The 23,383-nt window shown below is 47.4% G+C and carries 18 protein-coding genes; 6 read left to right on the top strand and 12 right to left on the bottom strand.

Features of this window, described 5'->3' with window-relative positions:
- Positions 1–8: 8 nt before the first annotated feature.
- Positions 9–848 carry a Crp/Fnr family transcriptional regulator gene (locus E5S67_RS01570; protein ID WP_172184812.1) on the bottom strand — a complete coding sequence of 280 codons (840 nt, stop codon included), beginning with the start codon at positions 846–848 and terminating at the stop codon, positions 9–11.
- A gap of 356 nt (positions 849–1,204) precedes the next feature.
- Here E5S67_RS01570 and E5S67_RS01565 point away from each other — a divergent pair, with 356 nt between their 5' ends.
- Positions 1,205–2,185 carry a DALR anticodon-binding domain-containing protein gene (locus E5S67_RS01565; protein WP_172184810.1) on the top strand — a complete coding sequence of 327 codons (981 nt, stop codon included), beginning with the start codon at positions 1,205–1,207 and terminating at the stop codon, positions 2,183–2,185.
- Positions 2,186–2,291: 106 nt separating this feature from the next.
- Here E5S67_RS01565 and E5S67_RS01560 read toward each other — a convergent pair whose 3' ends face one another.
- From E5S67_RS01560 to E5S67_RS01545, 4 genes are all read right to left on the bottom strand, one after another.
- Positions 2,292–2,594 carry a DUF4079 domain-containing protein gene (locus tag E5S67_RS01560; protein WP_172184808.1) on the bottom strand — a complete coding sequence of 101 codons (303 nt, stop codon included), beginning with the start codon at positions 2,592–2,594 and terminating at the stop codon, positions 2,292–2,294.
- A complete protein-coding gene (locus E5S67_RS01555; protein ID WP_172184806.1) occupies positions 2,560–3,720 on the bottom strand; it encodes an ATP-binding protein in 1,161 nt (386 codons plus the stop codon). Before E5S67_RS01555 ends, E5S67_RS01560 begins: the two co-directional genes overlap by 35 nt.
- On the bottom strand, positions 3,717–4,088 hold the full coding sequence (locus E5S67_RS01550) for a response regulator (RefSeq protein ID WP_172184804.1): 372 nt from the start codon (positions 4,086–4,088) through the stop codon (positions 3,717–3,719). Before E5S67_RS01550 ends, E5S67_RS01555 begins: the two co-directional genes overlap by 4 nt.
- A gap of 402 nt (positions 4,089–4,490) precedes the next feature.
- Positions 4,491–5,954 (bottom strand): ATPase domain-containing protein, encoded by a 1,464-nt coding sequence (locus E5S67_RS01545; protein ID WP_246276575.1) that lies wholly within the window; start codon positions 5,952–5,954, stop codon positions 4,491–4,493.
- A gap of 97 nt (positions 5,955–6,051) precedes the next feature.
- On the opposite strand from E5S67_RS01545, the gene E5S67_RS01540 reads away from it, so the two are divergent.
- Positions 6,052–7,368 carry an FAD-binding oxidoreductase gene (locus E5S67_RS01540; RefSeq protein WP_216670126.1) on the top strand — a complete coding sequence of 439 codons (1,317 nt, stop codon included), beginning with the start codon at positions 6,052–6,054 and terminating at the stop codon, positions 7,366–7,368.
- Between the two features lie 147 nt (positions 7,369–7,515).
- Here the strand turns inward: E5S67_RS01540 and E5S67_RS01535 are convergent, their stop codons facing one another.
- Positions 7,516–7,722 carry a hypothetical protein gene (locus E5S67_RS01535; protein WP_172184798.1) on the bottom strand — a complete coding sequence of 69 codons (207 nt, stop codon included), beginning with the start codon at positions 7,720–7,722 and terminating at the stop codon, positions 7,516–7,518.
- Here E5S67_RS01535 and E5S67_RS01530 point away from each other — a divergent pair.
- Complete coding sequence (locus tag E5S67_RS01530; protein ID WP_172184796.1) at positions 7,717–9,126, top strand: (Fe-S)-binding protein; 1,410 nt, start codon at positions 7,717–7,719, stop codon at positions 9,124–9,126. The two genes, E5S67_RS01535 and E5S67_RS01530, sit on opposite strands and share 6 nt — an antisense overlap.
- A 218-nt stretch (positions 9,127–9,344) precedes the next feature.
- Positions 9,345–10,019, top strand: a complete 675-nt coding sequence (locus E5S67_RS01525) for a Uma2 family endonuclease (RefSeq protein ID WP_172184794.1) — start codon at positions 9,345–9,347, stop codon at positions 10,017–10,019.
- 135 nt (positions 10,020–10,154) lie between these two features.
- Here the strand turns inward: E5S67_RS01525 and E5S67_RS01520 are convergent, their stop codons facing one another.
- Positions 10,155–12,389 (bottom strand): WD40 repeat domain-containing protein, encoded by a 2,235-nt coding sequence (locus tag E5S67_RS01520; RefSeq protein ID WP_172184792.1) that lies wholly within the window; start codon positions 12,387–12,389, stop codon positions 10,155–10,157.
- Positions 12,390–13,092: 703 nt separating this feature from the next.
- Between E5S67_RS01520 and E5S67_RS01515 the strand changes: the two genes are divergently transcribed.
- Positions 13,093–13,608 carry a phycobiliprotein lyase gene (locus E5S67_RS01515; RefSeq protein ID WP_172184790.1) on the top strand — a complete coding sequence of 172 codons (516 nt, stop codon included), beginning with the start codon at positions 13,093–13,095 and terminating at the stop codon, positions 13,606–13,608.
- Between the two features lie 25 nt (positions 13,609–13,633).
- On the opposite strand, the gene E5S67_RS01510 is transcribed toward E5S67_RS01515, so the two are convergent.
- The 5 genes from E5S67_RS01510 to E5S67_RS01490 all read right to left on the bottom strand — a co-directional run bounded on the left by E5S67_RS01510 (position 13,634) and on the right by E5S67_RS01490 (position 19,515).
- Positions 13,634–14,305: a hypothetical protein gene (locus tag E5S67_RS01510; RefSeq protein ID WP_172184788.1), complete on the bottom strand. Its 672-nt coding sequence runs from the start codon at positions 14,303–14,305 to the stop codon at positions 13,634–13,636.
- On the bottom strand, positions 14,302–14,472 hold the full coding sequence (locus E5S67_RS01505; protein WP_172184786.1) for a hypothetical protein: 171 nt from the start codon (positions 14,470–14,472) through the stop codon (positions 14,302–14,304). The genes E5S67_RS01510 and E5S67_RS01505 overlap by 4 nt, the downstream gene beginning before the upstream one ends.
- A gap of 61 nt (positions 14,473–14,533) precedes the next feature.
- A complete protein-coding gene (locus E5S67_RS01500) occupies positions 14,534–17,050 on the bottom strand; it encodes a DUF3769 domain-containing protein (RefSeq protein ID WP_172184784.1) in 2,517 nt (838 codons plus the stop codon).
- A gap of 293 nt (positions 17,051–17,343) precedes the next feature.
- The gene (locus E5S67_RS01495; protein WP_039887172.1) at positions 17,344–17,460 is read right to left on the bottom strand and encodes a photosystem II reaction center protein I; all 117 of its coding nucleotides are present in this window, start codon (positions 17,458–17,460) and stop codon (positions 17,344–17,346) included.
- Between the two features lie 78 nt (positions 17,461–17,538).
- Positions 17,539–19,515 carry a hypothetical protein gene (locus E5S67_RS01490; protein WP_172184782.1) on the bottom strand — a complete coding sequence of 659 codons (1,977 nt, stop codon included), beginning with the start codon at positions 19,513–19,515 and terminating at the stop codon, positions 17,539–17,541.
- A 183-nt stretch (positions 19,516–19,698) separates the two neighbouring features.
- Between E5S67_RS01490 and E5S67_RS01485 the strand changes: the two genes are divergently transcribed.
- Positions 19,699–23,274 carry an alpha-mannosidase gene (locus tag E5S67_RS01485; protein WP_172184780.1) on the top strand — a complete coding sequence of 1,192 codons (3,576 nt, stop codon included), beginning with the start codon at positions 19,699–19,701 and terminating at the stop codon, positions 23,272–23,274.
- The last annotated feature ends 109 nt before the right edge of the window (positions 23,275–23,383 follow it).

Here is a 23,383-nt window from a genome sequence, read left to right as displayed (position 1 = left end):
GGAGGATTTTATGCAGATTCTTCGAGAGAATCTTCATCATCCAGGGAATCATCCAAGGAATCATCCAGGGAATCATCCAGAGAATCATCCAGGGAATCATCCAGGGAATCTTCCAACTCCTGCTTTTGGTTTTTTGTCTTTTGGGGGTTAGACTTAGCCGGCAAACAGATTAAATTATCATCCTCAGTATTAATCAAACCTTTCGATCGCAACTTACCCATCAGCCGCGTCACCGTCACCCGCGTCGAGCCGATCGCGCTGCCAATTTGAGCGTGAGTCAAGGCCCAAGGCAGCCGGTAGCCCCGAACCACATCCGGTTCGCCGTCACCTACGTAAGGTTCGCCGAACTCTTCGATCAACAAAGTGAGAAATCCCAGCAGTCGGTCGATCGTCCGGCGCTGTCCCAAAGTGCTCAGCCAGAGAAGTTTCCGCTGGTGTTGGTAGCGAAACGCATCCAAAATTTCCCTGCGGAAGTGAGGCCAATTATCTAAGTCGTGCCAGTACATCCACACTACGTGAGTTTGATCGGCGTGGGCGTAAGCTTGGAGAGTAAACGGAGACTGAGCAACGAGTTCAAAGGGCTGACCGGCGCCGACGAAGCCCAAAAAAGCTTCTTCTGTAGTTTTGTCAACCGATTTCGACTTCCCCGTCGCAGCGCTAACTTGAGCGCTACCTACGAGTCGCACAGAACCTTTCTGGACTAAATACAGCAGTCCGGGTCTCGCGGGAATCCGCTCATCTTTGCTAAAAGTCCGGCAGCGGTAGTGTTCCTGGGCCCAGTCGATAATTCGCTGCCAAGTGATAAAAGGTCGATCGATAGTCTCTAGAGGTGTGGAAGTTGATTGCATAGGTGAGGCTCTGGGATATATTTAATCAGTGAGAAAAACAGCTTCTGCCAGCAGTGCGATACAAAGTGAGACCACCCATCCCCGATCGAGCTTGCACGCTTCTTAACTGTGCTGACTTTTCTTAGTTTTACCGAAAAATTCAATGTAGCAAAAAATACATCAAAATGGTAGAATTCAGCAAAAAATTTGTCGTAAACTATTGTATATTTAGCCCAAAAATCGCTAGAAAGCAGATGAATTCGATGCAGCCCCGCCCGGGGCAGCCGATCGCCCATCTCTGACATCAGCAGTTTAACGTACAAGAACAGTGCAAGTGGTAACAGTCGATCGTTGCTCTTACCGCAGGATGAGCCGATATGGATACAGCAAATATCTCGCAGTGCCCGGAAGTTACAGTGAAGTGTTTCTTGCTTTCAAGGTTCCAAAGCGCGATCGGCCAGCAGGGGACACTAGGGGAAATTCCGTTAAATTTCATAGGTGGCACCATTCTCAAGAACGGGCAAGATGCCCGTTCCACAAGAGATGAATTCTCTCGCTTCACAGGCATCTTGCCTGTTCCTAAACAAATAATTGAGAATGGTGCAATATTTCCGTTAAATCGGAGTAAAGATAGCGCGCGGGTGCTGTACGTGTCTGCGATCGCCCTGAAATTGGCTAAAACTTGGCAGCAGACACCGCAGACAATCGCGACACAGTTGGCAGAAACTCTCCAACCGCTGTGCTACCCAGATTTCGCCGTTAAAGTAGCGCCGGCGGGAATTATTGAGCTGGAGTTGACTGATGCAGGTTTAGCCGTCTGGTTGCAGCGTTTAGCTCAAACGAACCTCCCAGTTCCAGAATCTCGAATATTATCTCCTGTTGTGTCAGCCGATCGGCTGTTTCCGATTCAGTACAGCCACGCGCGCTGCTGTTCCCTGCTGCGAATGGCCCACCGCGATCGGATAATTTCGATCGCGCAGCCAGATGTGGCTACAGCGCCGCCAATTTGGTTCCTGGCGAGTCCAAATCCTATCCCTTGGATTGACGAGGGCGATCGACTGCGGTTAGTGCATCCAGCAGAACGCCGTTTAATATCCCAACTCTTAACAGTGCTAGACAATTTATATCCTACTTTTGAGGTGAAAAACCGCGAACAACCTGTCAATTATTTCAAATTAGCCAATAGTTTGAGCGAAGCATTTCAGATTTTTTACAGCCAGTGCCGAATTTGGGGAGAAGTTAAAATAGAACAGCCCAAACTCGCCCAAGCTCGATTGGGTTTAATATTAGCAACTCAATCTTTGCTGCGATTTATCCTAGAAAATTTCTTTAACGCTATTGCTCCTTTAGAACTTTGAATTAGTCAGTATAAAAAAGTAATAACGAACATAAAAGAAAGTATTTTACTGTATTTTGGGGCTGTTTCCGACAAGTTTAAATTTTGAAATCGCAGTGATAAATGAGTTATTTTTTCCAGCTTAAACGAATTTCCAACAAATAGCGAGAAGCCGTTACTCTTTGACAGAGAAATAGCAGCAGCGCGATGCAGTTTAAAACAGTGTGAATTTTTCGCCAGCGGTGCGATCGAGCATGATAAATTTCCGCTGCAATTGCCCGCGAAAAAACCATCAAAAGCGTTCCATCGATGTTGTAATAAAAATGAGCAACCAGCCATTCATCATCCCTGCGAAAAATCCCGTCTTGCAATCCCAATAAAATGCCTGCATCTAGTTTAAGGCGTTGCAGGCGAGAGTTGATCTTGTTCAATTTTTGCGATCGGCAGCGTTACTGTAAATTTACTGCCGACGCCTTCTTCACTGCTCAAAGTAATTTCGCCACCGTGCAAGTCAACGCATTTTTTAACAATGCTCAGCCCCAGTCCAGTACCGGGAATGCGACCGACATTTTTAGCCCGATAAAATGAATCAAACAGCCGTTCTTGGTCTGCAACAGGTATGCCAATTCCTGCATCCTGGATCGAAAAAATAGCCTCAGTTTCAGTAAGTTTGAATTCAAAAATTACTTCGGTATTTGGGGGAGAATACTTAATAGCATTTGACAGCAAATTGCCCAGAATGCGCCGGAGCAAGCTTACCTCCAAACACGCGATCGCCGATTGACTGTGATTCACAAAAATCAGCGTCACCGGATCGGTTTGAGGTTTCAACTTCAGGCTGCTCTGAAATTCCACTACCAACTCATTACAAAACTTTGCTAAGTCTAGCGGTACCAAGCAAAACCCGGCTTGTCCTGACTCAACACGGCCGAGCAGCAGAACATCGTCTAATAATTGATCGATACCTTTGGCGGCTGCTTGAGTTTTGTCTAACAGTTCTTGTGTTTTCTCCTCTGTTAATGTCAACTTGTACTTGCTAAGAAGTTGTGTAGTGCCGATGATGAAATTCAAAGGATTGCGAACGTCATGGGCAATCATGTACAGCAAAGATGTTTTCATCTCGTTGAGCTCTTGGGCTGTTTGCAGAGTGCGATCGAGCTGGTCGTGAGACAATTTGAGAGTTAACGACAACTGGCGCGATCGCAGCAAAATCTCCACCCGCGCTTGCAATTCTATTTTCTCGATCGGAGCGATAATCAAATCGTCAATACTTTGCCAAATAAATTGCGTTGCCATCCCTACATCCGAGCGGGATGTAATCAAAAGAAAAGGCAAGCATACCGGGTGTTCTGCCTGTTTTTGGGCGGCCACCCATTGCCAGTGGTGTTTCAGGGCAAGACCGTCAATTATCGCCAGGTCAAAAGATTGATTAAATGGTAAAAAATCTTCACTATTTTCTGTTGATTTTGGCAGCAATACCTCATAGTAAACAGCTAGCCATTCTAATAACAGGCGGCGATTTTCTTTCTGTTCGACAAGCAATAAAATTTGACTCACGCAAGTTCTCCTAGCAAGCCGTGAACAATTCCCAGCAAATCTCTAACGATCAAAGGTTTTACTAACATATTCCGAGCACCGTGGCAGAGGCTTTCGTGCTGAATGGCAGCGCTTTGTTTGGGCGAGAGTATCAGAAAAGGGATTTGGTGATTTCGCAGGTGTTCGCAGCAGTCCCAAATCCGGCGGTCGAAACCAGAAATATCTACTAAAGCCATTCCGATCCTAGCAGGCTGACTGATAGCTTGTACAACCTCTTCAAAACTATAAGCTGCAATCATCTGGTATCCTTCTTTATTGAGAAATTTTGCTAATAGTTCCAAGTTTCGGTGATTGCGGTCAACCGCTAAAATTATTGAGTTTTCAGTCATCTATCAGCTTCCTTTCAATACGGCTTCTACTATTTTAGATTTTAGATTAAAGAATTGAAGAATAGGAAATGACGGATTATATATGGGTTGGGATCGTGCATAAAGTTGGAGTTTTTTTTATCTGGTATTAGCTTACTTTTCGGCGAGGGATTACATCGGTTCTCAGTTGAGTGAAATACAGTAGGGGTAAAAAACACGGCCGCGTGCCCTTTGCCCCTACTGTATTTCATAGAATTGAAAACTACACTACGATAAAAGTCGAAAAATACACAAATTTACCAATATATTTAAGTTTTGCAGGACAGAGGCTAGTGGTGAGGTGCGCGGTGCGCACCCTACTAATTTGATTCACGACTGCAAAATTAGCTCCAATTGCCCAAAAACAGCACGACAAGCCCCGATTCAATCTTCATCCGGTTCATCCTCAATCCACACCGGCGCCGAACTCAAAATGCCGCGCAGCCCCCGTATCGGTTTGCTGACTTTGATGCCGTAGCGAGTAATCTCGATTTCTCGCAAAGTTCTCTCGAAATTGCTGACTCGTTTTTTAATTACTCCGATCGCCTTGCGGATTTCTGTCCTATTATGCAGTTGGCGTTCCAGATAACGTATAAACAGAAGATTATCCGCCAAATAGCTAATCCCGATCTCGGTCAGCCGAAAATCTCCGCTCAGGACTTCTACCTCATTAATCAAGATAACGGTGACTCCCATATTCTTGAGATACTTGCACAAAGCGTGCAAATTGTTCACCAAATCTTGCCCCTGCATCGAAAGCTGATAGCCAGAAATACTGTCAATCATCACAATCCGCGTCTTTTCCTGCTCCACCTCCTGGCGTACCATACAGGCAAACTGATCCGGCGAGTACAGCAAAGGTTCCACAGGTATCACGGAAAGACTTCCTTGCCCAATCATCGCCCCAACCGGGATGTTAATTGATTCGCAGCGCTGCAGCAGAGTAGAAGTTGACTCCTCAAAAATGTAAACTACCGATCGCTCCCCCCTTCCTGCGGCTTCCTTCATAAACTGAATCCCCACCGTCGTTTTACCCACGCCGCTAGGCCCGCTAATCACCGTCACAGTCCCCCGTTCCACTCCCCCGTGCAGTAGTTCGTCGATTTCTGGAACCCCAGCAGAAATCGCTTCAGCAACAAAATCCTGTTGAAAGTTGTCCGGAAGCAGTCGCGGAAATACCTCCATACCAGCCTCAGTTAGGCGCAGCGAATGGCGGCCGCTGCGGAAGTTGGAGCCTCGCAGCTTGGTGACAGTCAGGGTGCGTCCTTCAGGGCGCAGTTCCAAATAAATTACTCCGTCGCTGATGAATTGCAAATCGTCATCGGGAGCTGTTGATGTGCCTTCGGAGGTGAACACCACCGTCGCCCCCCCTTCCACCAAAAACCGCAGAAAAGACAGAACTTGCTTGCGAAACTGAAACTCATCCGCAGCTAAGTAGCGAAATTGAGTGATCGCGTCCAAAAACACCCGTTGCGGCTTGACAGCTTCGACTCGCTCGATAATCTTTTGTGTAGTCGGTTCTCGCTCAACCTCGGAGGGGGAGAAAATGTCATAAGTCTGAACTTCTGTAAAAAATTCTGAGGATGGGCTCAAATCGAGGAACGCCATCGCTTCCATATCAAAACCGAGAGTTGCGGCATTGGCGCGCAATTGCGCTTCCGGTTCTCCTAAAGTAATAAACAGGGGCGTTTCTCCCAGAGCCACACCTGCTGCCAAAAAGTGAAAGCCAAGTGTAGTCTTGCCAGTACCCGGCCCGCCGCGCACCAGATAAGAGCGTTGAGGAATCAGGCCGCCGCCAATCACTTCGTTGAGACCGGTAATTCCCAGAGAAAGTCGGTTTTGAGACATTTGTTTTTTCATGTTTTGAATATCGGGCCCGTATTAATATTTAATGGTTTTACGCAGTGTTTTGATGATTTTTTTTACCGGGCGTCTGATAACCTTCATGAAATCTTTTTCTACCGAAAATTACGTTAGCACACAAGAATTAGAAAGTATTGTCGGCACTGCTGGAATCAGTCTGCCGCAGTACACAGAGGTATTTTGGCAAGAACGGGTAGAAAAAGCAGTTGCCCCGGGCACGAAAATAGATTGTACCGTTTACCCGAATACTCAGGAAGAACTGGCGGCTGTCATTGCTTGGGCTGGGCAAAATCGCTGTGCAGTCTTGCCTTGTGGCAGTGGCAGCAAACTTGATTGGGGCGGTTTAGTTAAGGGAGTTAATATTGCCGTCAGCACTTCGCGCCTCAATCGGCTTGTAGAACACGCTGTGGGCGATTTAACCGTGACTGCGGAAGCGGGGATGAAGTTTGCCGATTTGCAGCAAATTTTAGCCGCAGCAGGTCAATTTTTGCCGATCGATCCGGCGTATCCGCAACAGGCAACTTTGGGCGGCATTGTCGCTACTGCTGATGCGGGTTCCTTGCGGCATCGCTATCGGGGGGTTCGCGATTTGCTGTTGGGAATAACCTTTGTGCGATCGGACGGTAAAATTGCCGTAGCCGGAGGTCGAGTTGTTAAAAATGTCGCCGGTTACGACTTGATGAAACTGTTTACTGGTGCTTACGGCACCTTGGGCGTCATCAGTCAAGTAACTTTCCGAGTTTATCCGCTGCCTGAGTCCTCGGGAACCGTAGTGCTGACAGGGCAAATTAATGCCTTGTCTCAAACGGCTCAAATCTTATTATCCTCTGCTTTGACACCAACAGCCGTTGATTTGCTGTCACCTGAATTAGTCGCAAAATTAGGCTTAGGAAAGGGCACGGGATTAATCGTCAGATTTCAAAGTATCGCAGAAAGCGTTAAACAACAATCAGCCCGCTTGCTGGAAGTTGGCGAAAAGTTGGGTTTGCAAGGCAGTAGCTGCTGCGAAAATGATGAGCATCAGTTATGGCAAAGATTGCCAGAAACAATGTGGAATTCTGGCACAAAGTCGGCAATTATTTGCAAAATAGGAATCAGACCGTCGGAAGCTGTAACGGCAATTAACGAATTGCCGGTACAGGACGCTTGGATTCATGCAGGCAGCGGTTTGGGGGTTTTGCGGTTTGAGAATGCGACGGCTGAAACGCTGTTGCAGGTACGCAGAGGGTGCGAAGCGAAAGGCGGTTTTCTGACTGTTTTAGCAGCGCCGGCCGACATCAAGCAACAGTTAGATGTTTGGGGCTATACTGGAAGTGCGATCGATTTAATGCGCCGGATTAAACAGCAGTTTGACCCGGAAAATATTTTGAGTCCCCATCGTTTTATAAGTGGTATTTAGTTTAAAGTTTGTAGTCAGGACTTCAGTTTTTTTTTATTCCTCGTCTGAATTATTGGTGAACCAAATTTGTTTTTTAACGAACCGCGAAGGCGCGTTAGCGCTAGCCCGCAAAGGAAGAGAAAAAAAGAGAAGTTTTGGTTGGGACGTTTAGGACATTCTTAATTGCACTTTATCCATGCGGTCGATTGCTTCTGACTTCTCTCCTAGATAACTAAATTTTTTTTCTTCTTCCTTCTTCCTTCTTCCCTCTTCCTCCTTCCTTCTTCCCTCTTCCTCCTTCCTTCTTCCCTCTTCCTCCTTCCTTCTTCCTTCTTCCTTCTTCCCTCTTCCTTCTTCCTTCTTCCTTATATGCAAACTTCAGAAAAATCTCCCGTTCCCAGCGACGAGTTAAAACCAGCCAAAGAAAGCAATTTTCTAACACAAAATCCCCACTTACAAACCCTCGAAATCCCGGGTTTCGACCCCAAGAATCCGCCCGACCCGAAATTAATCGATACTTGCGTGCACTGCGGATTTTGCTTATCAACTTGTCCGAGTTATCGGGTACTCGGCAAAGAAATGGATTCCCCCAGAGGCCGCATTTATTTAATGGATGCAATCAACGAAGGCGACGCACCATTAAATGAAGCAACCTCGCAGCATTTCGATACTTGTTTGGGCTGTTTAGCCTGCGTTACAGCTTGTCCGTCTGGAGTTCAATACGACAAATTAATTTCTGCAACTCGCCACCAAGTTACTAGAAATCAGGAACGCACTTTTTCAGATAATGTAATTCGCACTCTGATTTTTAATCTCTTCCCTTATCCTCACAGATTGCGGCCTTTGCTTGTACCGCTGTTTATTTATCAAAAATTAGGACTGCCAAAACTTGTCCGCAAAACAGGTTTGCTGAAAAAAGTATTTCCCCGCTTGGCCGCGATGGAATCAATTTTGCCGAAGGTAACTGTTGATTCTTTCCGGGATAATTTGCCAGAGGTAATTCCGGCACAAGGCGAAAAACGCTATCGAGTCGGCGTGATTTTAGGCTGCGTGCAGCGGCTGTTATTTTCGCCAGTTAATGAAGCTACGGTGCGAGTTTTGACGGCTAACGGTTGCGAGGTTGTAATTCCGAAAAGTCAGGGATGCTGTGCTGCTTTGCCGGAACACCAAGGGCAAGCGGAACAGGCGAAATCTTTGGCGAGACAAATGATTGATAGCTTTGAAAATACTGGCGTTGATGTGGTGATTATCAACGCTGCTGGGTGCGGCCACACTTTGAAAGAATACGGTCACATTTTAGCAGATGACCCGGATTATCGGGAGAAAGCTGAGAAATTTGCTGCTAATGTTAAGGACGTGCAAGAGTTTTTGGCAAGTGCGGGAATTACGGCAAAACTCAATCCTTTGATTGAGGGAGATTTGACAATTGTGTATCAGGATGCTTGTCATTTGTTGCACGGGCAAAAGATTAGTTTGCAGCCGCGTCAGTTGCTGCAACAAATTCCCGGGGTGAAGTTAAAAGAGCCTGTGGATGCGGCTTTGTGCTGTGGGAGTGCGGGGGTTTACAATATGCTTCAGCCGGAGGTTGCTGATGAATTGGGAGTGCAAAAGGTGGAGAATTTGCTGAATACTGGTGCGGAGTTGATTGCTTCTTCTAATCCGGGTTGTTCTTTGCAAATTAAGAAGCATTTGGAGTTGCAGGGAAAGGAAGTTACTTTGATGCACCCAATTGAGCTTTTGGATTATTCGATTCGCGGGGTTAAGTTGCTGAGGAAGTAGTTTTGTAGGGCGGGCGGTGTCCGCCCTATTTTCGATGCTGAGTGAGATGTTTTTTAATTAACCGCAGAGGGCGCAGAGGAAGAGATGAGAGAGAAAGATGAATAGGTTATTGTATTGAGAAAGTAAGCGCGGCGTAGCTATCCCGCAGGGCATCGCACTTCTCACCCTTCCCACAAGCTAAAATTAAATTCAACAGTTATTCACGCCGGGCAACAGTTATGGTAACTCAACTCAAGTCTCCTCAAAAACCTGATGTTATTTACCCCGACAGCGACGGCCAACCAATGTCTGACAATACCAAACAATTTCGCTGGATACTCATCATCCAACAAAATTTAGCGTGGCTATTTGCGGATGACCCGAATGTATTTGTCGCGGGCGATTTGCTGTGGTATCCCGTCGAAGGAGATAACAAGATTCGCGTCGGCCCGGATGTGATGGTAGTCTTCGGCAGACCGCAAGGAGATAGGGGTTCTTACAAGCAGTGGGAAGAAGAAAATATCGCGCCGCAAGTAATGTTTGAAATTCTTTCTGCCGATAACAGGCTAACAGAAATGAATAAAAAACAGGTATTTTACGATCGCCACGGGGTAGAGGAATATTACCTGTACGACCCGGAACGCAACGATTTCAGCGGTTGGATTCGTTCACAGGGGCGTTTTGACGTAATTGATGCGATCGAAAATTGGGTCAGTCCCCGACTCGGAATTCGCTTTGATTTGTCGGGTGAAGAGTTGCAAATTTATCGCCCTGACGGCGAACCGTTTACAAGTTATGAGGAGGTTTCTCGCAGCTTAGAACAAGCCGAACAGCGGGCAGAACAAGCCGAACAGCGGGCTGCTGTCCTGGCAGAAAGACTGCGATCGATGGGCATTGACCCGGAACAATTGTAAACTAGACAGGGGGAAAGAGCGATCGGGCTCCATTAAGTAAGGTGCGGACTGCGCATTCTCATAATTAATATCAAACCCCGTTAATTTCACATTATATTTGTAAGGACGCGGCAATGCCGTGTCCCTACACGTAGGTTATTTTTGCCCCTCTTCTAACCTCAAAAAATGCACCTGTCCTGAAGCTTCCGCCGCCACAATTGTCACTCCATCCGGTGCAATAGCACAAGCTTTCAAAGCACTATCTCCCCTGAAACTAGCAACTACTTTTCGACTTAACAAATCCCAAACTTTGAGAGTATTGTCATCCGAAACAGAAATCGCCCTATTTCCCACACTCGCTACAGATGTTATCGAATCGTCATGACCTACCAAAGTAAAAACTTCTTTTCTACTTGACAAATCCCAAACTTTAAGATTGTTTTCTCGCCCGCCCGAAATCGCCCATTTGCCATCGGTGGTAACTGCCACAGCATTCACGAAACTCTCATGACCTTTGAGGGTAAAAAGTAGATGTTTGACGGCTAAATTCCAGACATTTGCCAAAATATTCTTTTCTTTCCCCAAACTCCAAACTTTCAGAGTTTTGTCGCCGGAAGCCGAAATAATCCGCTTGCTGTCGGGAGTAACTGCCACAGCTTTTATCCCGTCCTCATGACCTGATAAAGTAAAAAGTTCCTCTCCTGTGTCTAAACTCCAAACTTTAATAGTTGTGTCTCCAGAACCGGAAATCGCCATCGTTCCGTCTGCCGTCACGGCCACAGAATTTACCCAGTCCGTATGCCCCGTGAAAGTAAAGATTTCGTGTCCGGTTTCTAGATTCCAAACTTTCACAGTTTTGTCCCCGGAACCCGAAACTACTCGCTTGCTATCCGCCGTTATGGCGATCGCTTTTACCCAATCTTTATGACCGGGAATAGTAAAAATTTCCTGTCCGTCTTTGAGGTCCCAGACTTTAATGCTGTTGTCTCCTGAACCGGAAATCGCTTTAGTACCGTCCGCCGTCACTGCTACAGCATTTACCCAGTCATTGTGACCTGCAAATGATAAATTTTCTTTGCCTATTTCTAAGTGCCAAACTTTGAGAGTTTTGTCAGAGGAACCAGAAACTATCCGCTGGCCGTCGGGGGTAACAGCCACAGCATTCACTGGCGCGATGTGATTGGTAAAAGTGAAAAGTTCTTGTTTTGTTTCCAGATTCCAAACTTTGAGCGTTTTGTCGCCGGAAGCTGAAATTACTCGTTTGCCGTCGGGAGTGACTGCCACAGCTTGAACGAAACTGGCGTGTTTTCCTAAAGTGAAAAGTTGTTTTCTTTCTGACAAACTCCAGACTTGAACAGTTCCGTCGTAACTGCCGGAAATTATTTGTTCGCCGTCGGGAGTAACTGCTACACTTTTTACCCAATCTGCATGACCGGTGAGAGTAAAAAGTTCTTTTCCAGTTTCTAGGTTCCAGACTTTTATGCTGTTGTCTCCCGACCCAGAAATCAACCGTTTGCTATCAGGAGTTACTGCTACGGACTGGACAAAACTGCTGTGACCTTTGAAGTTAAAAATTACGTCCCTGGTTGTCAAATTCCAAACTTTTATGCTGCCGTCCCAAGAACCAGAAATTACTCGCTTGCCGTCGGGAGTTACTGCTACTGCTTCTACCGCAAAAGTATCGCCTGCAAAGGTAAATATTTCTTGTCCAGTTTCTAAATCCCAAATTTTAATAGTATTGTCCCAAGAACCGGAAATTACTTTAGTGCCGTCGGGCGTGACAGCTACAGCATTGACGTAGGTAAGATGACCTTCGAGGGTTGAAAGTTCTTCGCCTGTTTCTAAGTGCCAAACTTTGAGGGCGTGGTCGGAGGACGCAGAAATTGCCCGCTTGCCGTCGGGGGTGATTGCTACAGCTTGTACCCAATCTGTATGTCCGGTGAGGGTGCGCAGCAATCTCCCGCCGGGAGGAGTAAAGCTGGGCGTTAGCGGTCGCAGCCAGGGGCTTTTTTGGTGTTTTGCTTCTGCTAGCAGTGCTTGAATTTCTGGACTTTCAAAGCGCATCAAGCGGGCAATTAGTTGGGTGGCTAGTTGTGTTTTGTCTTTGGCTAGAATGTGGGCAGACAGACGAATTGCTTCTTGGATTAATTGGAGTTGGTCGCCTTTTTGGTCTGAGGTAATTATATCGGGACTTGTTGCTAAATCGTAATCTTCTATTAGCGCCTGTACTCCGGATGCTGACAGCTTGGCTTCAATAAAATTGTAATCTGTTAGTAAGCTGTATAATTTCTCGGAGTCTGAAGTCGCTGCTAGCTGACTTGGCAAGATTCCTAAATAGTGTCTCTGTTCTGCAGGCTGCATTTTATCCAGCCCTTGTGTAAACTCGCTCATGAATTTGTGGATGTCTTTTTTTAATGTATGCGATCGCTAGCTGCACCCTGCTGGAAACCCGATCGAGAATCTTTTCTCTTGACTTAGCATGACATATTTGAATGCTATGTGCTAGGGTCTGCTGTCCTTGGTTTGGTTATGGTTCGATGAATTGCTGGTTTTTGAGTCTGAGTCTGCTTTGAGAATTTTCAAGGAGTGCGATTATAATCAATCGCTGCCAAGATAATTCAACTCAGCAACGCCCAATTAACCGATCGATCTACAAAAGCTGACATATATCGTTGTCTTTCTTAACATAGCCAGTCTTTAGGCGATGATTGTCGAGCGATAAACAAACTCAAGCTAAAAATTTTCAGGTATCGCAATCCTATTTGATGTGGGAACAAGGCTTTTTTAAAGAAACACGATTCTGGATGCTCTAATTTTCTGTCAATGGGGCCGCATCAGCGAGGCAGATGTCGCCCTGGTTGGGTTTCGTACCTCAACCATATCTGCAATCTGTTTCACCTAAAGCTCTCAGAAAGCTTTGCAGGCGCGCCCCCTTCCTCTAAAATATAGAATAGAACTTGCACTGTTAAACCGGGTTTCTCAACAAAATCATTGGTTTGACCGCTAGGTAGGTAGGAAGAAACCGGGTTTCTGACTCCATAGCGCGCAAGTTACGATCGCAAATAAGGCAGTATTGACTTTAGAGACAAATTTCATGGATGTTATCGAGTTTTTCGAGTTAAGTGCAGGCAAATGGTTTTCCCAGCGCACCGTACACAATCTCAATTCTGGGAAATTGCAGGCAGGTAAATCCGACCTCAAAATAGAAATACTGACAGCTAGCGATGCAGCAGTCGTCAAACTTTGCCAAGCACACTCCATTAACCCGGCCTCAACTGGGCTAACCAGCGTTCGGATTACTTGGGACGGTATTCCCGATCGCGACAAAGCTAAACAAATCGGTTCTACAATACTAGCGATCGTACCAAATCCCGACAATCCCAGCGAAGGCAAAGTGTTGCAAGACAAGGGTAACAGCCGCTACGTGATGGGCGACGACGTGCTGACATTGATTACAGAATCAGACACTCTCCATGCCGAAGAAAGGCTGTGGTATCTAATGCCCAATTTGCGGCTGCGGACTAGCGTTGTTAAGCAAGCTAACGGTACCGAACAAGCCTCTTTTTGTTCGGAAATTCGGATGGGAGGAAGTGCCCAAAATGAAAAGTGACAAATAACTATCTAGTTCCCAAAGTTTACACTCTATTTCTGCTTTCTCCCTTCTTTCTTCGGCCTTCTCTGGCAATCGCTTTTAACTTGGTATGAAAATCAGTGTGTTTGACAACTGGGAATGATTTTGCCACAGGTTTGTCCGCTAATTTGTGTTCAGCTTCGGCTCGATCGGCGAGGGCGGTAACAGCCACATCTTCATATACTACAAATTCTGTATTTTCTTTTGTGCGATCGTCGGCAGCAGGCAATTTTCCTGTTTCCTCGGCATCTGTGTTCGGGACTTCTGCATGAAGCGCCACATCAAGTTGCGCCTCTGACGGCCCGCGAAAATCTAACTCTGCGGCACTAAATTCCGATTCCGGGTTCGATAAAAGTATATCTTCCTGTGGCATTTGAGCAGCACTTTCCCCGGTTAAACTTTGAGGAAAATTATTGCAGACCAAGCGTTCAAACTCGCGATTGAAATGATAGAGAGGTTGACCTATCCGATGCCACATACTCAATAGCTGTCCCACAGAAACAGCCTTGTAGCGCCCTTGATAAAGCGCTTCAACCACTGCTAAACGCAGCCAATAGCCGGGATACTTGGTCAGCCATTCACCCGCCAATTTCTCGGCTTTTTTGCCACCTAGGTCAAAACCGTAGTGAACCAGCAGAGCCGCTGCTTGTGCAGATATTGCGGTCACTTCTGTCATGGGAACTTGGGAATTGGGATTTTGAAGGAAGAAGGAAGTTCGGCAACGCGCAGTGAATCGGGAGTTAACTGATTTAACGGATGGATGTTGAGGGAAGAAGTTCGGCAACGGATGTAACGGATGTAACGAATGTAACGAATAGTAAGGAAGAATTCCCAATTATCCATTACCAATTACCCATTATCCATTATCCATTACCAATAACCCATTACCGATTACCCAATTGAATTAATCGGATAAACGCACGCCTCCTTCTACAGTTCGCGCGTCCCCGGAAAAAGGTTGGGGAGTCCCATTCCAGTTGAAGTCGCTAATTCTAAAAGTCAGGCTGCCGACTTGACGCTCAGGATTAAAACGCAAAATAATTGCGTAGCTGCGACGGCTGTATTCTACAGTGTAATTCGTACTGATTGCTTCCCCGCTTTCTAAATTAATAGCACTTTGAAATCCGACTCGAAACCCTCCGTAAACTTGCTGGACAAGTCCAAAAGACAGGACTCTCAAATCTACTAAGCGATCGAATAAAAACGGAGATATACCGTCCCGCCCCACCTGGGTATAAGTCACGTTAAACCCAGTGTAATCGAGGAAAGGGCGGGAGAAATGACCGAACTGCCCTTGAAGGCCGACGCTGCCGGCGATCGAATTTTGTCGATCGCCGCTGCTGTAATAAGTGCCAACTCCCCGGACTCCCAAGGCCAGTTGCAAGAAAGGAACCACCGGCGTCCGCGTATACCTCAAACCCTGGGTGGGAGTGCGGGGCAGCGGTTCGCCCTCCCACAGGTTGAAGCCGCGGCTCAAGGCGAAGCTGAGTTGGGAACGGCCCAAATCGACGCGGTTGTTTTCCCGCACTGGTTCGAGCAAGTCTGCTCGATCGGTGTCAGCATTGATAAATTGATACCCGGCTTGGTAGCTGAGATTGATGCCAGTGCCTCCGAGTTGGATGACTGGGGAAGTGAGGACTGCCCCGAGGCTGCTCTGCACGGTTTGATAGCCCAGAGAACCGTTAAACAGCCGATCGCGATAACTGTATTCTGCTGCCAGAGAGTGAGTGCCGATCAACTGCCGCAGGCGCAAATTGCCCCGAAAGCTGTCTTCCGGCAAATTCGGGAAATTTTCAAAACTCAAAAATATTGCCGAGCCGTCGAGCCTGGTGCGCGGGCCGAGACTAGCGCGCAACCTCGCTTTCAGCCCGTAGCTGTCGGGAGAAAACGGATTACCGCCGTTCTCTGCCACGAGTCGCTGCAGGTAAATTTGGGGCGTCAGGGTCAGCCGCACCGGCCCGTTTTGCAACACCTCCAAACCGCACTCGGCATACAAACCGCCTCTGTCCCCACCGTCGTAACCAAAAGTCAAACACGGGCCGTTTTGCTGCCGGCTGTCAAACACTTGCCTGCGGGGATACACGGGTATTTTCACGCGGTTGTCGAACACCAAGCGGGGTTGAGTTGTGACCAATTCCTCAGCCGTGGGCGAAATCCTTCTAATCGTCGCCCTCCGGGCCCTGTATTCAAATTCCGGCGGGGAAAACGGGTCGTTAGTAATCCGAATGTTCGTTGCTACCCTCGCGCCGTCTGGCAGCAGTTCGATGCGTTCTGCTTCAAAGCGGACGCGGTTGACGGCGCCGACCACTTGGGGGGCTGCTAACTGTCCGCCGCCGCCGATAGTCACTGTAGCAGCGCCGGGGGATTTGACTCCGCGCACGGGCTGCTGGCTGGTAATTCGATCGCTCAGCGGCTGTTCCAGAATCGTCCCAGCACTAATATCTGTCGGCAGTGTGGGGGTCAATTCGCTACCTGCTGCGGGCAGGAATATTTCGCCGCTGGCTTGTTCGACTGCGCCGCTGTTGAGGCCGAGATTGAACTCCATCTGCTGGCCGCGTACTACTTGTTGGCCGCGGGTATAGGCGACATTGCCGGATGCTACCACTTGGCGGGTGACTAAGTTGACGATCGCCCGATCGGCATCAATCACCGTTTGCCGGAACCGCACAACGACATTACCAACCGCCGTGACAATTTGCTGCTTGTCGTCGAATTCTTGGCGGTCGGCCTTAACTTCGATAGTATCGGCCGGACTCACCGGAAACGGCACCGTCCGCTGAGAAGGCGCAGTGCGGACTCCCGGCGGCGCCGCTGGTTTAGGCTGCGGCTGCGGCCGTGCGGGAGTAGTACCCGGAGTTGGAATGTCGAACTGCTGTTGCCCGCTGGGTGCTGGTTCTGGCGCGGGTTCTGGAACGGGAATTTCAGCAGGTTCGGGAGAGTTATCTTCTAACTGCCTGCCTTGGGCCTGATACCAACTTTCCTGCTTTCCGGCAAGATTCCTCTCCTGTTGTTTCTGTGTCTCTGCGGTTCGTTTCCGATTGCGAATGGCAATGGCATTTTCTACCGAACCCAACTGGTAAGCTGTAAACGAGGAATCTTTCGGAGTTTCCGCAGTTTTGGGTTCTCCCACAGGAGGCCGACGCTGAAATCCCACCACTGCCTCGCCGCGTTCCACTTCCGCTAGGGGGTCGGCGATTTCTGGAGGCTGGTCGGTGGCTGGGGTAGTGCCGAGGAGTGTGGCTGCGGGTTCTGCAGGGGCTGGTGTGGGTTCTGGCTGAACGATATCTGGGCTTGGTTCCGGTATTTCTGCGGGGTTGCTGCGGGTGTCTCCATCGCCGACCGCCACAGTGAGGGCGACTTTTTTTGGCTTTGCGATGTAGATGATGGCAGAGGGTTCTGGCGGCGGTACCGGATAGGGCATAGTTACAACAGGTAAGTCATCCGATTTTAGATTTTAGATTTTAGATTTTATAGGATGCAATTTATTGAAAATTTTGCATCTAAAAGGCAACTGTTTAGACATTAATCTGATATCTAAAATTCCCCGTGGCTTTGGCGCGCCGGAATAGGGCTGCTTTCAGAACTTGCTTCCGCCACAAGATAACCTCGCTGCTGGTGCGAGGTCAAGTTTTTTTCGACTAATTTTTGCGGGTTTGCGGGCTTGCTGGGGGGCTGCGGTGGCGTGTCCCCCAGCAAGCGGCAGAGATAACTTGTTTATTCCATGTCTCTGCGGTTGGGGTTCCGGGCTGGGTCATTGGACAAAAATCCAAAGATGAACAGGGAAACAAAAAATAAAACAACTACATTAACTACGATTTTGAGGGTTAGCACTGTGGGAGTCTCCAAAGATGGCATAATACTGAGCTGATTTGCTGCTGTTGCGGCAACTTTTTTATCATAAGCTAAAGATTAGTCAATTTTCTCTTTGCTTTTGAGGATTTTTGGCAAGTTGATCTTTGCCCAATTCCAGAGTTGCTCCGCGATGTTTTCTAGTCGCAGCATGACTCGATCGAGCCATTCGAGCACTTGTTCTAGCGGGTGCTTAATGTATCCCATCGATTCTGCTTTTGTTTCTAAGTAGTCGCCCTCGGGTGGGACGCCTGCGCTCTGATTTTTTGGTTCGGCAGCAGCGGGGGTTGCGGCGGTGTATCTGCTGGTTTGCGCGGTGATTGCTGCTGGGGATTGGCTGTTTTGTCGGGTGTTCGGGTTTGTGTTTTTTGGCACTTGGGTTTCCGGCGCGCGCCCTGGGGTTGATTCTGCTGCGAGTGCAGAGCTATTTTTTTGAGTAACTGCTAAATCAGATGCTGTTTGGGGTTGACTTTTTGGGCTTTTTGTCAGCAAGCTCTGTTTTAGCTGCCCTAGCAGGCGGTGAAGTGCTTCGGGGTAAGGGGAGATTGAGACTGCGGTCGATCGACCTTCTGGCAATTCTCCTTCTTCTGCAATTTCCTGCTTGACTTTTGGGATAGCTTGTGCTACCCGGCTTTGAGCTGCTGCCTCGGGTTCGGAACTGCCCTCGATTAAATGCTGCGGTGCTGCTTCCCCGAATAAGTCTTGCCAGTTCAGCCAGGGTCTATCGACCTCTGGGCTTTTTTGCGTGTTTTCTTGTTCTTGTCGCTGTTTCAAAGAATACTGAATAGCAACCGCTTTTTCCGTATTATCACTTGCTGCTGTTTCTTTGCCGAGGAGGTGGTCTACTGACGACCAAATAATTCCTTCGATGTTTCGAGCGTATTTTTCGAGGATTTCGCGGGCGGACAAATCTAAATTGGCGTCTGTACCGGATGTATTAATTTTTACTCCGGGGGCTTCTGTGGGTGCGGCGATTGTTTTTGCCGCTGGCGGTAGGGTTAATTCTTCGATGTTGACGGCGGCGCGATCGAGTAATGTAACAAAGGAGAGAGGAGTAGGGGGTCGATCGAACTTGCTGTTAAAATCAGTTTCTAGTTTTGGGGTATTGTAGTCGATCGAATTCGATGCCGCAATTGACTGCTGTGCGGTTTTTGCTTCAATCTGCGCGCGGGCTTTTTGGACTAGAATTGAATTGCGGTCGATCGATTTTTTAACTGCGAGGATTGATTCTCCAAACTGATTTCTTTTCAAAGCAACCGGGCTCGTCTGAAGCCATGCCATCAATTCCCAAAAACGACGCACCGGTGGCAACTGCGCTTTTTTGGCCGCCGACTCCAAACCGAGATTAAATTTTAATTCTTTTTGGGTAATTTCCCGCCGTTCGGGTCCGGTGTTGGCAATTTCCCAAGTTATGCGACCTTCGAGCATTTCCTGCTGTTCGGGTGTCAAAATATCTAATATCTGATTTTCTTTTCCGACCAATACTAAAGTGCGGGCCGGGATAAAACTGGCAATTCCCTCAACTTTCGGTTGCGGTTTTAATTCAGTTTTAGCAAGCGGGTGTTCTAAGACGGAAGTGGTTTGATGCTTGGCGATTTGTCCGCTCAAATTGATAGCCGGATGTAAATCGTTAGCAGTATTTCCCTGATTAATTAACAGCGGGAAGCTGGCTAAAGTTTTCGCTGTTTGCGACGAGTTTAGTAAATTTTCGGCGAGGTGCAAAATTTCGGCGATCGAACTTTCCTCGGCAATTTCCCCCTGATACCAATTTTGTTGCAAATCGGGGTTTTCGTCGCCGCTAAATTCTTGCAGTTCCGGTAAATCTACTTTTTGGCTTGATTCCCGCAACTGTCTGCCCAGCATTCGGGAACTTTGCACCAGCAAATAAGCTGGATAAAGCAGAATTTGCGTGGCGGTGAGAGTTGCTTCTTTAATTTGACGCCAAGTTCGATCGCAATTGTCGGCAACTTGGCGGGATTGTTTAGATATAAAATTTAATAGTCGGCTTTGGTATGGGCCGTAGTAACCGTTGGACATAAGTTTTATTATTCAATTCAGATTTTTGATTCGCGCCGGAATTGCTGAATATTCCTGTAAAATCAAAGCAAGATCTTAATCGCAGCTTCAAACCCTCTGAAACCTTTATTTCTTCGCGTCCTTTGCGTCTTCGCGGTTCAATCCGATCTTTGATTCCTTACACAAGTTTTATTTTAGCGAAATATGAGCGCTTCTGTGTCACCTGCTAGCAATAATATTTCTGCCACTGTCGAAAAGTTGCGCCGCCTCAGCCAAGTGGAGGTTCAGTCTGGCTGGAGGTACTGCGATTCTGACTCGGCTGTCTCTTCGGTAAATATTTGTAACAGCCCTGTTGCCGAACTTAACAGCAAAGGACATATTGCGTGGCCGTCGGGGAAACAAGTTTTGTATTTGGGCCAGCAATTTGTAATTCCTGACAGTTTGGACGGCTATCCTGTGGTTGGTTTGCGGTTGCTGCTGGGCTTGACTTGGTGGGCAGAAGATGCTCAAATTTTTGTCAACGGCGAGTTAGTCGGACAGGGAGATTTATTTGATTTTGCCGATCGAGTTTTGTTGAGTTCGTCGGCGAATCCCGGAGATGAATTTTTAGTAATTTTGCGGTTGGTAAGTCCGGGTCACGATAGCGGTGCTTTAGTGCGATCGATTTGTTTGTACGAAGCTGCTGACTCTTGTTGTTTCGATCCGGGTTTTGTGGCTGCCGAATTAGAAATTTTGCAAAATTCGCTAAGTCGAAATTTAGAAAATGTAAATTCCCAATACCTCTCCACTGAAACAATAGCAAATAGCCCCATGTTTGTCAAGGGGAAAACGCTGAAATCTGAGATTGATTTGGCGCTTGGTTTGATTGATTGGTCGGCGGTGAGCGATCGCCAAAAGTTCGATCGATCGCTGTCGGTTTTGCGGCACAATTTACTGGAATATCTGCGGACTTTTTCTGGGGATTTAGATGAGGGAAACGCAGAGGCCGCAGAAACTACAGAGAGAGGAAGAAAAGATGCGGTTTTAGAGCTTGGAGAAAATAGCAAAGCTACATCTATATATATAGGAGAAAGTGGCGATCGGACATCTATATATACAGGTAAAATTTATTTGGTCGGTCACGCTCATTTAGACTTAGCTTGGCTGTGGCCTGTCCCGGAAACTTGGGAAGCGGCAAAGCGAACTTTTGAGTCGGTATTGAAATTGCAATCGGAATTTCCCGATTTGATTTTCTGCCATTCAACTCCCGCGCTTTATGCTTGGATGGAAGAACATCGGCCGGACTTATTTGCAGCGATTAAAAAACAGGTGGCGGCGGGTTGCTGGGAAGTTGTCGGCGGGATGTGGGTAGAACCGGATTTAAACTTGATTTCCGCTGAATCAATGGTGCGGCAAGTTTTTTACGGACAGCGTTATGCAAAAGAAAAATTTGGGGAATTGATGCGGGTGGCTTGGCTACCGGATACTTTCGGTTTTGGGTGGCAATTACCTCAGATTTTGCTGCAAGGTGGAGTTGATTATTTTGTGACACAAAAGTTGCGGTGGAACGATACAACGGAATTTCCCCACGGTGCATTTTGGTGGGAAGGGTTAGACGGTACTAAAATATTTAGTATGATGTCTCCTCCAATTGGCGAAAGTATAGAATCTGTGAAAATGGCAAGTTATGCTTTTGACTGGCAAGTTAAGACTGGTTTGCAAGATGCTCTTTGGTTGCCTGGGGTTGGCGACCACGGCGGCGGCCCGACTCGTGATATGTTGGAGGTGGCGAAACGCTGGAAAATGTCGCCTTTTTTCCCGAAGTTGGAGTTTGCGAAAGCGGTTGATTATTTGTCTTTGATTGAGAGTCAGTTTTTGCCAGAAGTTGCGACAACTAGGACAGAAAGCGATGTTCTAGAATCGGACAATCAGGAGAATTTGCGGGCGCGAGAATTGTCAAAATTGTCGGCAATGAAGGATGCAAATCCTCCCATCTCACAACTCAAAACTATTCCCCGCACTCTCCCCGTTTGGAAAGACGAACTGTACTTAGAATTCCACCGGGGTTGCTACACGACTCGCGCGGACCAAAAATGCCAAAACCGCCGCTGCGAAGAATTGCTCTACCAAGCGGAGTTGCTGTCTTCGCTGGCAACGATTTGTACTGGAGCGGTTTATCCGAAATCAGAATTAGAATCAGCTTGGAAACAAATTTTGTTTAACCAGTTTCACGATATTTTGCCCGGTTCTGCGATCGCCCAAGTTTACGCGGATGCTAATCGAGCTTTTGCCGAGGTCGATCGCACTTGTCGCGAAATCCTGCTAAAATCTTTGGATGCAATCTCGGCTCAAATTTCTCTGCCGAATCCTCCGCAGCCCGACGCTCAACCGATTTTGATTTTCAATACCCTCAATTGGTCGCGCTCTGAGGTTGTCGCCGTACCGCTTCCCGATGTGGCTGATTCAGCTTGGAAAATTTACGATTTTTCAGGACAGCCACTGGCTTCGCAGATTGTCAGGGGCGATCGACTCCCATCGCAATCTACACTGTTATTCTGGGCAAATAATCTCCCCGCCGTTGGCTACCAGTTGTTTTGGCTGTGTCGCGAAGATGCTGAAACTGTAGATAATGCGTCCGCGAGTCCAGAAACTGAAAAAAAGACAGAGTTATCAGAACTTACATACGGTATAGCGCAAAAAAACACACCTGGTCAAGAAACGCATTTTGCAGCCGCAGAAATGGTTGTAGAAAATGAATTTATTCGGGCAACAGTAGACGGAAAAACCGGGGATTTATCCAGCATTTGGGATAAAGTAAATAACAGAGAAGTCTTGAATGCAGCAGGCGGGAATCAACTGCAAGCATTTCAAGACAGCGGTCAATATTGGGATGCTTGGAATATCGATCCAAATTATGAAACACATCAATTACCTGCGCCGATACTCAAAGATATTTCTTGGGTAGAGCAGGGAGAAATACGGCAGAGTTTGCGCGTAGCCCGACAAATTGGCAAATCGGAGTTTTGCCAAGATTATATAGTAGAAATAGGTTCGCCTCTGCTGAAAATCAAGACAGTTGCAGATTGGCAAGAAACTCACGTTTTAGTAAAAGCAGCCTTTGGGTTAAATGTAGAAGCAGATTTTGCAACTTGCGAAATTCCCGGCGGTGCGATCGCACGTACAACCAAGCCGCAAACACCCGCCGAAAAAGCAAAATGGGAAGTGCCGATTTTGCGCTGGACTGATATCAGCAATGACGGTTTTGGAGTGAGTTTGCTCAATGATTGCAAATACGGTTGCGACCTTCAACCGAATCGAATTCGGCTGACTTTGCTTCGGGGTTCGACTTGGCCCGATGAACAAGCAGATGTAGGAGTTTCGGAATTTACTTGTGCAGTCTATCCCCATGCTGGAAATTGGCAAGAGGCGGGCACAGTTCGGCGCGGCTACGAGTTGAATTTGCCGCTGCTAGTAAAGGTGTTACCCAAGTTAGAGAAAAATGACCGCAAGACTCTGCCGGCAGTTGGCAAGTTCTTAGATTTGTCCGCCGGAAATTTAGTGTTGATGGCTTTCAAACAATCGCAAGACGATTCTAATGTGTGGATTTTGCGGTGTTGCGAATCCGAGGGAAAAGAGACTGTGTTAGAATTCAAGAGTGATTTGGGATTAGAAATTGTAGAGGCAGTAGATTTGTTAGAACGGCCTGCCAATTTGTCTGAAAAGTTGCCCGAAGGACGAGGATTTAAGATAGAGCCTTGGAAAATCGCGAGTTTTGCAGTTGTGCGCCAAACAGAAACCTAAAGACTTTATACCGAAATCTGCAAGGATTTCTCAACCTACCTCTTTCCCTCTCATCTATTCTCTTCTCATCTCCCCTCTGCGCCCTCTGCGGTTCATGGAAAACAAATCC

The organism is Microcoleus asticus IPMA8, assembly GCF_013179805.1.
In the GTDB taxonomy this organism is placed as follows: domain Bacteria; phylum Cyanobacteriota; class Cyanobacteriia; order Cyanobacteriales; family Microcoleaceae; genus Microcoleus; species Microcoleus asticus.
Note: the sequence above shows the minus strand (reverse complement) of the source record. Positions and strands in the feature narration are given on the sequence as shown.

Bases quoted from the DNA above. Each gene is read 5' to 3' on its own strand.
- E5S67_RS01570 (WP_172184812.1), bottom strand. From the start codon at position 848: ATGCAATCAACTTCCACACCTCTAGAGACTATCGATCGACCTTTTATC.
- E5S67_RS01565 (WP_172184810.1), top strand. From the start codon at position 1,205: ATGGATACAGCAAATATCTCGCAGTGCCCGGAAGTTACAGTGAAGTGT.
- E5S67_RS01550 (WP_172184804.1), bottom strand. From the start codon at position 4,088: ATGACTGAAAACTCAATAATTTTAGCGGTTGACCGCAATCACCGAAAC.
- E5S67_RS01545 (WP_246276575.1), bottom strand. From the start codon at position 5,954: ATGTCTCAAAACCGACTTTCTCTGGGAATTACCGGTCTCAACGAAGTG.
- E5S67_RS01540 (WP_216670126.1), top strand. From the start codon at position 6,052: ATGAAATCTTTTTCTACCGAAAATTACGTTAGCACACAAGAATTAGAA.
- E5S67_RS01530 (WP_172184796.1), top strand. From the start codon at position 7,717: ATGCAAACTTCAGAAAAATCTCCCGTTCCCAGCGACGAGTTAAAACCA.
- E5S67_RS01525 (WP_172184794.1), top strand. From the start codon at position 9,345: ATGGTAACTCAACTCAAGTCTCCTCAAAAACCTGATGTTATTTACCCC.
- E5S67_RS01520 (WP_172184792.1), bottom strand. From the start codon at position 12,389: ATGAGCGAGTTTACACAAGGGCTGGATAAAATGCAGCCTGCAGAACAG.
- E5S67_RS01515 (WP_172184790.1), top strand. From the start codon at position 13,093: ATGGATGTTATCGAGTTTTTCGAGTTAAGTGCAGGCAAATGGTTTTCC.
- E5S67_RS01510 (WP_172184788.1), bottom strand. From the start codon at position 14,305: ATGACAGAAGTGACCGCAATATCTGCACAAGCAGCGGCTCTGCTGGTT.
- E5S67_RS01505 (WP_172184786.1), bottom strand. From the start codon at position 14,472: ATGGATAATTGGGAATTCTTCCTTACTATTCGTTACATTCGTTACATC.
- E5S67_RS01500 (WP_172184784.1), bottom strand. From the start codon at position 17,050: ATGCCCTATCCGGTACCGCCGCCAGAACCCTCTGCCATCATCTACATC.
- E5S67_RS01490 (WP_172184782.1), bottom strand. From the start codon at position 19,515: ATGTCCAACGGTTACTACGGCCCATACCAAAGCCGACTATTAAATTTT.
- E5S67_RS01485 (WP_172184780.1), top strand. From the start codon at position 19,699: ATGAGCGCTTCTGTGTCACCTGCTAGCAATAATATTTCTGCCACTGTC.